The following is a 13,269-nucleotide window of genomic DNA, read 5'->3' as shown; positions in this document are numbered from 1 at the left end:
CTGCGCGGGGCCACGGCGCCCGAGATGGGGCGGCGGGAACCCGGCGAGGCGACGGGCCGCGCATGGGCCGTCGCGGCCGTCCTGACCGATGGAGACGGCGAGACGAAGCTGGGCACCGGCGTCCAGAGCCCCGGCGCCGCCCGCCGCATCGTCCGCATCGACGGCGAGACGGCCCAGCCCGGTCGCCTGCTGGACCATCTGCGCCCGGTCTGGGCCACGCCCGAACAGGACCGGCTGTTCTCCGACGCCCGCGCCGCCCGCCTGCGCTTCTTCGACCGGCTGGTCTTCGCCGCCGACCCCGCCCACGCCGCCTCGGTCTCGGCCTATGAGAAGGCCCTGCGCGAGCGGCTGCGTCTGCTGACCGAGGGGGCCGAGGGCCGCGCCGCCGACCCCCTGTGGCTGGACGCGCTGGAGATCCGGCTGGGCGAGGCCGGAGCCGCCGCCGCCCGCGCCCGCGCCGCCGCCCTGACCACGCTGCAGTGCGCCATCGACGCCCGCTCCGATCGCCCCTTCCCCCAGGCCGACCTCGGCCTGACCGGCGAGGCCGAGATGCAGGCCGCCGAAGGCGCCGACGAAGCCGCCATCGCCGCCGTCATCCGCGACGGCATGGTCCGTTCCCGCGCCCGCGACGCCGCCGCCGGCCGCTCGCTGTACGGCCCGCACCGGTCGGACCTGACCGCCCTGCACCGCGAGAAGAACCGCCCCGCCGCCGAGGGCTCCTCGGGCGAGCAGAAGGCGCTGGTGCTGAACCTGATCCTCGCCCAGATCGCCCGGCTGGCGGACCAGCCCGCCCCGCCGGTTCTGCTGCTCGACGAGGCACCCGCCCACCTCGACACGGCCCGCCGCGCCGCCCTGTTCGACGAGATCGAGGCGTTGGGCCTGCAGGCCTTCATGACCGGCACCGAGGCTGAATTGTTCGCCCCGTTGCGCGGCCGGGCGCAGTTCGTGCGGGTTGCGGACGGCGGGTTCGCGGCGGAAGGCTGAAACCCCCTGCGCGCGGCCTTTTCCAGCGCCGCTTTTCCTCGCAATTCCGCCCTGAATCCCTATATGTTGCGGGCATTGGCGCGGATCGGATTCGCGTCCTGAAAACAGTCCCTTCAAGGCGGTCGATCCGCCGCCTTCAGAGGCCCTCGCAGAGGGCGTTTCACCGACCGAATATATGACCGACCAGAACGAGACCGCGCGCAACGAAGACACCGCCGAAGAGGCCGCCTACGGCGCCGATTCCATCAAGGTCCTCAAGGGCCTGGACGCGGTTCGCAAACGGCCCGGCATGTACATCGGCGACACCGACGACGGCTCGGGCCTGCACCACATGGTCTATGAGGTGGTCGACAACGCCATCGACGAGGCCCTGGCCGGTCACGCCGACCTGGTCCAGGTGATCCTGAACGCCGACGGCTCGGTCACCGTGACCGACAACGGCCGCGGCATTCCCACCGACATCCACGAGGGCGAGGGCGTCTCGGCGGCCGAGGTCATCATGACCCAGCTGCACGCGGGCGGTAAGTTCGACCAGAATTCCTACAAGGTCTCGGGCGGCCTGCACGGCGTCGGCGTCTCGGTCGTCAACGCCCTGTCCGACTGGCTGAAACTGGTCATCTACCGCAACGGCAAGCGCCACGAGATGAAGTTCGCGCGCGGCGACACGGTCGAAAGCCTGCGCGTGACCGGCGACGCGCCGATGCGCGAGAGCGGCGAGCGCGCCGGCCAGCCCCTGTCGGGCACCGAGGTCACCTTCTATCCGTCGGTCACGACCTTCGCCCACATCGATTTCGACCTGAAGACGCTGGAGCACCGGCTGCGCGAGCTGGCCTTCCTGAACTCGGGCGTGGTCATCAAGCTGCGCGACGACCGCCATGCCGAGAAGTTCGAGGAAATCCTGCACTACGAGGGCGGGGTCGAGGCCTTCGTGCGCCACCTGGACAAGTCCAAGACGCCGATCCTCAAGGACGTCATCGTCATCCGCGGCAAGAAGGAGGGGATCGAGCTCGATCTCGCCCTGTGGTGGAACGACAGCTACCACGAGACCATGCTGTGCTTCACCAACAACATCCCCCAGCGGGATGGAGGCACCCACCTGTCGGCCTTCCGCGCCAGTCTGACGCGCGTCATGGGCGGCTATATCGACGCCGCCGGCGCCGCGAAGAAGGAGAAGGTCTCGGTCTCGGGCGAGGACGCCCGCGAGGGCCTGACCTGCGTCCTGTCGGTCAAGGTTCCGGACCCCAAATTCAGCTCCCAGACCAAGGACAAGCTGGTCTCGTCAGAGGTGCGTCCGGCCGTCGAGGCCCTGTGCTCGGAAGGTCTGTCGACCTGGTTCGAGGAACATCCGGTCGAGGCCAGACAGGTCGTCGCCAAGATCATCGAGGCCGCCGCCGCCCGCGAGGCCGCGCGCAAGGCCCGCGACCTGACCCGCCGCAAGACGGCGATGGAGATCAGCTCCCTGCCCGGCAAGCTGGCCGACTGTCAGGAACGCGATCCGGCCAAGTCCGAACTGTTCATCGTCGAGGGCGATTCCGCCGGCGGCTCGGCCAAACAGGCCCGCAACCGCGAGAACCAGGCCGTCCTGCCCCTGCGCGGCAAGATCCTGAACGTCGAGCGCGCCCGCTTCGACCGCATGCTGTCGTCGGAACTGATCGGGACGCTGATCCTGGCGCTGGGCACCGGCATCGGCCGCGACGATTTCAACGCCGACAAGCTGCGCTATCACAAGATCATCCTGATGGCCGACGCCGACGTCGACGGCGCCCACATCCGGACCCTGCTGCTGACCTTCTTCTACCGGCAGATGCCCGAGCTGATCGAGCGCGGGCACGTCTATATCGCCCAGCCGCCGCTCTACAAGGTCGCCAAGGGCAAGCAGTCCCGCTACCTCAAGGACCAGTCCGAGATGGACGCCTACCTCATCGAGGAAGGCTCGTCCGAGGCCGAGCTGGACCTGCCGACCGGCGAGCGCCGCACCGGCATGGACCTGCAGTCGCTCGTGCGCGAGGCCAAGGCCTTCAAGGCCGGCGTCGACCGCCTGAGCCAGCGCGCCCCGACCTTCGCCATCGAACAGGCGGCCCTGGCCGGCCTGTTCGACGAAGCCGCCGCCGACCCGGCCAAGGCCGCCGCCCGCCTGAACCTCTACGCCGAGGAAGGCGACGGCGACTGGACCGGCTCGCCGGGCGCGCAGGGGGCCGTGGCCTTCGAACGCGTGCGCCGCGCCGTGACCGAGCGCATCGTGCTGGAAGAGGCCCTGATCCGCTCGCTGGACGCCCGCCGTCTGGCCGAACGCTCGGCCGCCTTCGAGGGCCTGTTCGACAAGCCGGCCATCTTCCGCCGCAAGGACAAGGTGGTCACGGTCCGCGGTCCGCTGGACCTTCTGGAAGCCGTCCTCGACGCCGGCAAGAAGGGCATCGCCATCCAGCGCTACAAGGGCCTGGGCGAGATGAACCCGGAACAGCTGTGGGAGACCACGCTCGACGTGAACGCCCGCACGCTGCTGAAGGTGCAGGTCGAGCATCAGGAAGACGCGTCGGACCTGTTCGCCAAGCTGATGGGCGACGTGGTCGAGCCGCGCCGCGAGTTCATCCAGGCCAACGCCCTGGACGCCGCCGTCGACGCCTGACGCCTAGGGGCGGCCTGCGTCGACGAATTCCTTGATCGTCGGCCAGACCGGCGGCTGGGCGCGCGAGCCCTCGCAGGCGATGTTGCTGAGGAAGGCGGGCGCCGTATTGGGCCGCACGTCCTCGAACGGCGAGCCCTCCTCGGGATAGCGGTCGGTTTCCGCGCCGTCGGCGCCGTATTCGACCACCCCCGCCGTGCGCCATTTCCGGTCGGCGCACTGGAGCTCATAGGTCTCGATCGAGTGGCTGTAGTCGCCCGGCGCCCCGCGGCGCGGCGCCGTGACAACCCGCACCGAGGTGACGTCGCCGTTCACGACGATGCTGTCGACGTCGGCCATGAAGACGTTGTTCGGGCTGCGCGAAAACGGATGCCAGCTCTCGGCCGCCGCCGGCGCGGCCCCGGCCGTCAGAACGACGAGGCTCAACACAAGATATTTCACGATGATCTCCCCAGACCCCTGCATCCGCATGATGCGCCGCTGAACGGCTTTGGCAAGAGGGCGCCGTGGCGGGCTCAGGCGGCGCGTCGAGCCGCCGCAGCGCCGTCCAGGATTGGCTCGAACAGCCATTTCGCCAGATGGCGCACGACCGGCACGGCGACGCCGTCTCCGGTCAGCCGGTACGCGGCGCTGCTGGACGCGGGAAGCCGGTAGCTGTCCGCCAGGCCCATCAGCCGGGCGGTTTCCCGCGCCGACATCAGGCGCGACCGGACCTCGCCCCGGTCGATGACCAGCACCGTCTGCCGGCTGGATCCCCCCGCCGGGGTGCGCAGGCAGCCGGCGATGTCGAACCGGACCTCGGCCCGCTGAAGCTTGCCGCCGTCGGCGCCCTGACGGGTCCGCCGGTACAGGGCTCCGACCCTCCGTCCGCCGTCGCGGCGCGCCTGCTCGACCTTGGCCAGATTGACGGGCGACATCAGGGCCAGCAGCCGCGCCGTCCGCTCCGGGGGGCTCCAGGGCGCATCGGCCGGATCATCCTCGATGACCGTCGCCAGATCCGTCGGCGGCGTGGCCGGTTCGGGCAGCCGCCACCAGGCCATCCGGGCGCGCAGCGCCTCCGGCAGCCGGTCGACGGCGCGACGCAGGGAGGCCGGGTGGAACGGCTCCAGCGGCCCCGGCGCGGCGAGCCCCGGGGGCGTGGCCAGATCGCCTCGAACGCCGATCACGAACAGGCGCGGCCGCGACTGTGGCACGAACCGGTCGGCGTTGATGATCAGGACCCCCGGCCGGTAGCCGGCGTCGACATAGGTCTGGCAGACGACCTCGAAATCCCGCCCGCCCCGCGAGGTCAGCGTGCCGCACACATTCTCCACGGCCACGATGGCCGGCGCCCGTCCGTCGGCGGCCAGGCCCCGGGCCACGTCCCAGAAGGCGTGAAACGTGCCCGAGCGACGTCCGCCCAGCCCGGCTCCGGCCCCGGCGAGCGACAGGTCCTGACACGGAAACGAGCCCCACATCAGCTCGGCCTCGCCGGGCAGGCCGGAGGCGGAAACGGCGCCGATGTCGCCAAGATGGAAATCGGCCTCGCCCCAGTTGGCGCGATAGGCCAGGCCCTTGCCCGCGTCGATGTCATTGGCGAACAGGCAGCGCCAGCCCTCGCCCAACCCGGCCCGGACCATGCCGCCGCCGGCGAAGAACTCGTAGAAGCCGGGCCGCCGATCATGGGGCGGTTGGGCGGGCGATTCGATCATGTCCCGACTCTCACGCCCCGGCGCCCCCAAGTCCAATGAAAGGCGCGGGCGATCTATTCCGGCGGTTGCTGTTTCGGCGCGGCGCGTGACTTGCCGACAATGGCGCAGATGATGATCACGAAGGCGGCCAGACGGATCAGATAGAAGGGACTCTGCTCCTCGCGCGGGACCTGCATCAGGGTCGTCAGAAGCGGGACCAGTCCCATCAGGAGGAATGCCGCGGCGAACGCCAGGAACAGCCGGTCGTCGGTCCGGCGCCAGAATTTGAGGAAGAAGAGGGCCGCGATGACATTGCCCATGATCACCGCGCCGTTGGCCATGGCCATGGCGCTCATCGGTCGACCTCCCAGATGAAGCCGTACAGCAGGACCCCCACGGCCAGGAGGGCGGTCACGACGCGAGCCGGTCCGAGATCGACTTCCCGCAGAACCAGGCGGTCCAGGAACAGCAGCAGGTTGTTCGCCGCCAGAAGGCTGAAGCAGCCAGCACTCCAGAGGAGCAGGGGCTGCCGCGACCTTCGCCAGGATCTCGCCAGCAGCACGGCGCAGATCGCGCTGGTCAGCAGGCAGAGCCCGTACACGAGTTGCGGCATCCAGTCGGTCATGCCTTCCATCCCCCCAGCCGGAACGAGTCCGCGAACCCTTTCAACGGGTCGGACCTTCGCGCCGTGATCCAGTTGACGACGGCGACGGGCCGTTGGCGATAGGCGCCCTGCAACGCGTCGGCCAGGCCCGCCAACGCGGGCGAGGCGGGCGCGTACCGGACCGACCCCGAATGTTCGATGACCAGGCCGGCGCGCTGGAGAACCAGTATGCAATCGGTCACCAGCGTCGCGCTGGCGCGCATTTCCGCGACCAGATCGTCGGTCGCCCAGCCGATGTCCGGGTCCCGTTTCAGAACGATCAGCGCCTCAAGCGCCCACACGGAAGGAATGGCCGCCTCGATGAAGGCCGCCAACTCAGGATCCACGCCGCCTTGCCCCGCCGCGCTCACGCCCCGAACGCCCGCTCTGGCTTCGTGTGCATGGCGGGGGAAGCTAGCGGCGGAATCCTGATTGGCAATGGCAAAATTTCTTCCTGTTCGCCGGAACCCATTGCCACCTTGGCAGTTTTTTCCAGTTGGTTCGGGGGCGTGGACGGCGCATGGCGGGGGCGTGGCGGACGCGGGAGCGGTTGCCACATTTTCTGCACATCGCGGACCCAGCCGACGGACAGCCTGCTTCTGAGCTGAAGGTGAATGATGTCGCTTGCCACCGTCGTTGAACCCACCCTCGACAACCGCCAGCTCCTCACGGCCCTGAGGGCCTTCCGAAGGGGCGACTTTTCGGTCCGCCTGCCCGGCGGGCTGACCGGCATGGACGGCGAACTGGCCGAGGCCTTCAACGACGTCGTCGAGCTGAACGACCGGATGAGCCGGGAATTCAGCCGCCTGGGCGAGGCCGTCGGCCGGCAGGGCAAGATCAACAACCGCGCGCGCGTGCCGTCGGCGACCGGGGCCTGGGCGGACAGCGTCGATGCGGTCAACACCCTGATCGCCGACATGGTCCACCCGACCGCCGAAATGGCCCGCGTGATCGGCGCCGTGGCCAAGGGCGACCTCAGCCAGACCATGGACCTCGAGAACGAGGAACAGCCCCTGCGCGGCGAATTCCTGCGCATCGGCCGGGTCGTGAACACCATGGTGGGCCAGCTGGGCTCGTTCGCCTCGGAAGTGACGCGCGTGGCCCGGGAAGTGGGCACCGAGGGCAAGCTGGGCGGTCAGGCGAACGTGAAGGGCGTGGCCGGCACCTGGAAGGACCTGACCGACAACGTGAACTTCATGGCCGCCAACCTGACGGGTCAGGTGCGGAACATCGCCGAGGTGACCACCGCCGTGGCCAACGGCGACCTGTCCAAGAAGATCACCGTGGACGTGAAGGGCGAGATCCTCGAGCTCAAGTCGACCATCAACGTCATGGTGGACCAGCTGAACGCCTTCGCCTCGGAAGTGACGCGGGTGGCCCGTGAAGTGGGCACCGAGGGCAACCTCGGCGGTCAGGCGCAGGTGACCGGCGTGACCGGCACGTGGAAGGACCTGACCGACAATGTGAACCTGATGGCCGACAACCTGACCGGTCAGGTGCGCAACATCGCCGAGGTGACGACCGCCGTGGCCAACGGCGACCTGTCCAAGAAGATCACCGTGGATGTGAAGGGCGAGATCCTCGAGCTGAAATCCACCATCAACACCATGGTGGACCAGCTGAATGCCTTCGCCTCGGAAGTGACCCGGGTGGCGCGTGAAGTGGGTACGGAAGGCAAGCTGGGCGGCCAGGCCAACGTGAAGGGCGTGGCCGGCACCTGGAAGGACCTGACCGACAATGTGAACTTCATGGCCGGCAACCTGACCGGCCAGGTCCGCAACATCGCCGAAGTGACGACCGCCGTGGCCAAGGGCGACCTGTCCAAGAAGATCACCGTGGACGTGAAGGGCGAGATCCTCGAGCTGAAGAACACCATCAACGTCATGGTGGACCAGCTGAACGCCTTCGCTTCCGAAGTGACCCGCGTGGCCAAGGAGGTCGGCACCGAGGGCAAGCTGGGCGGCCAGGCGCGCGTGGAAGGCGTCGGCGGGACCTGGAAGGACCTGACCGACAATGTGAACTCCATGGCCGCCAACCTGACCGGTCAGGTGCGCGGCATCGCCGACGTGGTGACCGCCGTGGCCAACGGCGACCTGAAGCGCAAACTGACCGTGGACGCCAAGGGCGAGATCGCCTCGCTGGCCGACACCATCAACGGCATGATCGAGACCCTGGCCATCTTCGCCGACCAGGTGACCAACGTGGCCCGCGAGGTGGGCATCGAGGGCAAGCTGGGCGGTCAGGCCCGGGTGCCCGGCGCCGCCGGCCTGTGGCGCGACCTGACCGACAACGTGAACCAGCTGGCCGGCAACCTGACCACCCAGGTCCGCGCCATCGCCGAGGTGTCGACCGCCGTGACCAAGGGCGAACTGACCCGCTCCATCACCGTCGAGGCCTCGGGCGAGGTCGCGGCGCTGAAGGACAACATCAACGAGATGATCCGCAATCTGAAGGATCAGACCCTCAAGAACACCGAACAGGACTGGCTGAAGACCAACCTGGCCCGCTTCACCCGCATGCTGCAGGGCGAGCGTGACCTGGCCACGGTGTCGAACATGGTGCTGTCCGAACTGGCGCCCCTGATCAACGCCCAGCACGCCGTGTTCTACGTTTCCGACAAGGACGCCAACGACGAGCCCATCCTTGTCCTGGCCGCCGCCTACGCCTCGACCGAGCGCGAACAGCTGTCGCCGACCTTCCGTCTGGGTCAGAGCCTGATCGGCCAGGCCGCCAAGGAGAAGGAGCGCATCCTTCTGACCAACGTGCCGCAGGACTACGTCCAGATCGGTTCCGGTCTGGGGGCCTCGGCGCCGCTGAACATCATCATCCTGCCGGCCCTGTTCGAGGGCGAGGTCAAGGCGGTGATCGAACTGGCGACCTTCGGCGAGTTCTCCGAGACCCACCAGTCCTTCCTCAGCCAGCTGATGGAATCGGTCGGCATCGTGCTGAGCACCATCGCCGCCAACATGCGGACCGAAGGTCTGCTGAGCCAGTCCCAGCTGCTGACCGCCGAACTCCAGGCCCAGCAGGAAGAGCTGAAGTCCACCAACGACCGGCTGGAACAGCAGGCCGCCTCCCTGCGCCAGTCCGAGGAACTGCTGCGCGCCAAACAGGAGGAGCTGCAGCAATCCAACGCCGAACTGGAGGACAAGGCGGTCCTGCTCTCGGCCCAGAACCAGCAGGTGGAAGCCAAGAACCGGGAGGTGGAACAGGCCCGTTTCGCGCTCGAGGAAAAGGCCGAACAGCTGGCCCTGACGTCGAAATACAAGTCCGAGTTCCTGGCCAATATGAGCCACGAACTCCGCACGCCGCTGAACAGCCTGCTGATCCTGTCCAAGATGCTCAGCGAGAACACCCAGGGCAATCTGACGCCCAAACAGGTCGAGTTCTCGCGGAACATCCACGCCGCCGGTTCGGATCTGCTGGGGCTGATCAACGACATCCTCGACCTGTCGAAGATCGAGTCGGGCACCGTGACTCTCGACATCGGCGAGATGGCGCTGGAATCGCTGCGCGACCAGATGCACCGCACCTTTGCCCAGATCGCCCAGGACAAGAAACTCGACTTCTCCATCGACATCGATCCCGAGCTTCCGCCGTCGATGTACACCGACGACAAGCGACTGCTTCAGATCATCAAGAACCTGCTGTCCAACGCCTTCAAATTCACCGAGAGCGGCTCGGTGCGGCTCCGCGTCGACCGTGTCGCCGAGGGCTGGAGCCCCGGCAACGAACACCTCAACAAGGCCGGCCAGGTCCTGTCCTTCTCGGTGCATGACAGCGGCATCGGCATTCCCGAGGACAAGCAGCGCATCATCTTCGAGGCCTTCCAGCAGGCCGACGGCACCACCAGCCGCAAATACGGCGGCACGGGTCTGGGCCTGTCGATCAGCCGGGAAATCACCCGCACCCTGGGCGGCGAACTGAAGGTCGAGAGCGAGCCCGGCGAGGGCTCGACCTTCACCCTGTTCCTGCCGCTGAACTTCAGCCCGACCGCATCGACCGGCCCGACGGCCCGGGAAGCCTCCCGCGCCGTCACCGTTCGCACGGCGACCGAGGAACCCGAGATCGAGGCCGTCGAGGTGATCGCCGACGACCGCGACACGGTCGCGCCCGGCGACCCGGTGATCCTGATCGTCGAGGACGACCCGCGCTTCGGCGCCATCCTTCTGGCGCTCGTTCGCGACAGCGGTTTCAAGGGCGTCATCACCCACGAAGGCATCACCGCCGCGGCCCTGGCCCGCCGCTACAGCCCGCAGGCGATCATGCTGGATGTCGGCCTGCCCGACATGGACGGCCTGGCCCTGCTCGACCTGCTGAAGCGCACCCCCGAGACGCGGCACATCCCGGTGCATGTGATCTCGGGCCATGACCAGGCCGGGCTGGGCCTGTCCATCGGCGCCTTCGGCTTCACGCCCAAACCGATCGATCGCGAGGGGGTGGTCGCCAGTCTGGACGAGGTGAAGAAATTCGTCTCGGCCGCCAACCGTCGCCTGATCCTGGTCGGCCCCGCGGGCGAAGCGCAGGCCCTGCTGAAATCGGCCTTCGGCTCGGTCGTGAGGGTCGAAGGGCTCAAGGGTCTGGCGAAGACGAAAATGAAGCCCGCCGACAGCGTGATCATCGATGTCTCCGCCGCGCCCATTCCCGATCTGGTGGACTGGCTGAAGGCCGGCGATCGCCCCGCCGTGGTCTATGCCGGCGACTCCCTGTCGTCCCTGGACGAGCGCCGTCTGAGGCTGGCGGTCTTCGCGGGCCACGCCCGCCTGGCCCGCACGCCCGAACAATTGCTGGAGCAGGCCACCCTGCTGCTCCACGAGCCGACCGACCGGCTGTCGGAAACAGCCCGCACCACCCTGGCGCAGACGCGCAAGGAGGACGCCATCCTGACCGGCCGCACCGCCCTGGTCATCGATGACGACATCCGCAACATCTTCTCCATGGCCAGCGCCCTGGAGGAGTTCGGCGTCGATCTGCTCTATGCCGAAAGCGGCCGCGCCGGTCTCGACCTGCTGGCCCAGCATCCGGAGACCGACCTGATCCTGGTCGACATCATGATGCCCGACATGGACGGCTACGAGACCATGCGGGAGATCCGGGCCCTGCCCCGGTTCGCGCAGATTCCGATCATCGCCGTGACCGCCAAGGCGATGAAGGGCGACCGGCAGAAATGCATCCAGGCCGGGGCCTCGGACTACGTCTCCAAGCCGGTCGACATCGACTATCTGATCTCGGTCATGCGGGTGTCGATCCAGCGCGCCGATGCGGGCCGGATGTCCGTGTCCGAACAGGGCGCGCTTCCCGCGCCGGCGGCCGTCTGATGGCGCGACGCCCCAAGCCGAAGCCACTGACCGCGCGCGTCCTCATCGTCGACGACGACGAGCGCAACGCCTTCGCCGCCCGCGAGGCGCTGGAGGTGCTGGGCCACGACCTCGTCATCGCCCGGTCGGGCGAGGAGGCGCTGCGGCTGCTGCTGCACCAGGAGTTCGCGGTCATCCTGCTGGACCTGCACATGCCCGGCATGGACGGCTATGAGACAGCCAAGCTGATCCGCGAACATCCCCGCACGCGCGACACGCCGATCGTCTTCGTCACCGCCGTGTTCCGCGACGAGGCCCACATTTTCCAGGCCTATACGGCCGGGGCCGTCGACGTGGTGTTCAAGCCCGTCGACCCCTTCATCCTGCGCTCCAAGGTCGCCATCCTCGTCGAGCTGCATCTCAAGACTCTGGAGGTGCGCCGGCAGGCCGAGGAACAGCACGCCCTGCTCGAGGCCAACGCCCGCATCAGCGAGGAAAAGCTGGCCGCCGAACTGGCCCTGCGCGAGGCGCGGGAACGCCAGGACACCATTCTGAAATCCCTGCCGGTGGTCTTCACCTCCCGCGCCAGCGCGCATCCCTATCCGGCGCTGTTCGTCAGCGACAGCATCATGCCGCTGACCGGATTCGCGCCCCAGCGGTTCGTCGATGAGCCCGAGATCGGCATGGGGCGGATCCATCCCGAGGACGTCGAGAAGGTCGCCGCCTGCCTGATGCAGGCCTCGACCAGCGGCGCCTACGCCTGCGAATACCGCTGGCAGTGTTCGGACGGGACCTATCGCACCTTCCTCGACCAGGGCGTCTGGGTGCCCGACGCCAACGGCGGCGGCGGCGAGATCCTCGGCACCCTGCTGGACGTCACCGACCGCCGCCAGCTGGAGGAACATCTGGCCCAGGCGCGCAAGATGGAGGCGGTGGGTCAGCTGACCGGCGGCGTCGCCCACGACTTCAACAACCTGCTGACCGTCGTCCTGGGGAACGCCGACATCCTGTTGCGCCGGCTCGGCGACGACGAGCCTCGCATCACGCGCCAGCTGACCGCCATCCGCTCGGCGGCCGAGCGCGGCCAGACCCTGACCCGCCAGCTGCTGGCCTTCTCGCGCCGACAACAACTGAACCCGCAGGTCATAGATCTGAACGCCCTGATCCGGGACTTCACGCCCCTGGTGCAGCAGGCTGTGGGAGAGGGCGTCACCATCACGCTCGAACTGTGCGATGGCCCGCTGCACGCCTCGATCGACCCGACCCATCTGGAGACAGCCCTGCTGAACCTGGCGGTCAACGCCCGGGACGCGATGGAGGGGGATGGCCAGCTGATCGTGACCACCTCGGAAACGGCGGACGGCGATGCCGGGTCCGTGGCCTTGATCCGGGTCCGCGACACCGGACCGGGCATGGCCGAAGAGGTCGCCCAGCGCGTCTTCGAACCCTTCTACACGACCAAGGAAGTCGGTCGCGGCACGGGTCTGGGCCTGTCCCAGGTCTATGGTTTCGTCAGCCAGTCCGGGGGCCGGATCGATGTGTCAGCCACGCCAGGCGAGGGCGCGATCTTCGAGCTGACCCTGCCGCTCACCGACGAAACGCCGGCCGTTGCGGCCGCCGAGGCCGAGGCCGTCCCGGTCGAGGCGGGCTCGGAACGGGTGCTGATCGTCGAGGACGATCCGGCGGTCCTGAGCCTCTGTCTCGATATGCTGGCCAGCCTCGGCTACCGCTGCGATGTCGCTTCCAACGCGGCCGGGGCGTTGCACCGCCTGGAGACGGACCCGGACTTCGACCTGTTGTTTTCCGACGTGATCATGCCCGGCGGCATGAACGGCATAGAGTTGGCGCAGAAGGCGCAGGAACGCCGTCCGGACCTCAAGGTGCTGCTCACCTCCGGCTATCTCGGCGAGACCGGAAACCAGATGGAGCACGACTTCCCCCTGATCGACAAACCCTACCAGTGCGCGGAACTGGCCACCCGGCTCCGGGCGGTGCTGGGCGCGCCGGTCATGGCCGAGGCGGCCGCCCCCGAACGCGGGGTCCGCTAGGTCG

Annotated in this window: 9 protein-coding genes; 4 read left to right on the top strand and 5 right to left on the bottom strand. The window is 68.3% G+C overall.

Annotation, left to right across the window (positions count from 1 at the left end; translation table 11 throughout):
- Both V6M42_RS05025 and gyrB read left to right on the top strand, forming a co-directional pair.
- On the top strand, positions 1-984 hold a 984-nt coding region (locus V6M42_RS05025), incomplete at its 5' end, for a DNA replication and repair protein RecF (protein ID WP_332677588.1).
- Between the two features lie 175 nt (positions 985-1,159).
- Positions 1,160-3,610, top strand: coding sequence for a DNA topoisomerase (ATP-hydrolyzing) subunit B (gene gyrB / locus V6M42_RS05020; RefSeq protein ID WP_332677586.1), 2,451 nt, complete (start codon positions 1,160-1,162; stop codon positions 3,608-3,610).
- A gap of 3 nt (positions 3,611-3,613) precedes the next feature.
- On the opposite strand, the gene V6M42_RS05015 is transcribed toward gyrB, so the two are convergent.
- The 5 genes from V6M42_RS05015 to V6M42_RS04995 all read right to left on the bottom strand — a co-directional run bounded on the left by V6M42_RS05015 (position 3,614) and on the right by V6M42_RS04995 (position 6,291).
- Positions 3,614-4,048: a surface-adhesin E family protein gene (locus tag V6M42_RS05015; RefSeq protein WP_332677585.1), complete on the bottom strand. Its 435-nt coding sequence runs from the start codon at positions 4,046-4,048 to the stop codon at positions 3,614-3,616.
- Between the two features lie 74 nt (positions 4,049-4,122).
- A complete protein-coding gene (locus V6M42_RS05010) occupies positions 4,123-5,298 on the bottom strand; it encodes a DNA cytosine methyltransferase (RefSeq protein ID WP_332677583.1) in 1,176 nt (391 codons plus the stop codon).
- 53 nt (positions 5,299-5,351) lie between these two features.
- Positions 5,352-5,633, bottom strand: coding sequence for a DUF5985 family protein (locus V6M42_RS05005; RefSeq protein WP_332659125.1), 282 nt, complete (start codon positions 5,631-5,633; stop codon positions 5,352-5,354).
- The gene (locus V6M42_RS05000) at positions 5,630-5,890 is read right to left on the bottom strand and encodes a DUF5985 family protein (protein ID WP_332677581.1); all 261 of its coding nucleotides are present in this window, start codon (positions 5,888-5,890) and stop codon (positions 5,630-5,632) included. Before V6M42_RS05000 ends, V6M42_RS05005 begins: the two co-directional genes overlap by 4 nt.
- A gap of 8 nt (positions 5,891-5,898) precedes the next feature.
- Positions 5,899-6,291, bottom strand: a complete 393-nt coding sequence (locus tag V6M42_RS04995) for a hypothetical protein (RefSeq protein WP_332677579.1) — start codon at positions 6,289-6,291, stop codon at positions 5,899-5,901.
- A gap of 246 nt (positions 6,292-6,537) precedes the next feature.
- Between V6M42_RS04995 and V6M42_RS04990 the strand changes: the two genes are divergently transcribed.
- Both V6M42_RS04990 and V6M42_RS04985 read left to right on the top strand, forming a co-directional pair.
- Positions 6,538-11,238: a HAMP domain-containing protein gene (locus V6M42_RS04990; protein WP_332677577.1), complete on the top strand. Its 4,701-nt coding sequence runs from the start codon at positions 6,538-6,540 to the stop codon at positions 11,236-11,238.
- Positions 11,238-13,265 carry a response regulator gene (locus tag V6M42_RS04985; RefSeq protein ID WP_332677575.1) on the top strand — a complete coding sequence of 676 codons (2,028 nt, stop codon included), beginning with the start codon at positions 11,238-11,240 and terminating at the stop codon, positions 13,263-13,265. The genes V6M42_RS04990 and V6M42_RS04985 overlap by 1 nt, the downstream gene beginning before the upstream one ends.
- Positions 13,266-13,269: the final 4 nt, after the last annotated feature.

The sequence above is a fragment of the Brevundimonas sp. genome, assembly GCF_036677305.1.
In the GTDB taxonomy this organism is placed as follows: domain Bacteria; phylum Pseudomonadota; class Alphaproteobacteria; order Caulobacterales; family Caulobacteraceae; genus Brevundimonas.
Note: the sequence above shows the minus strand (reverse complement) of the source record. Positions and strands in the feature narration are given on the sequence as shown.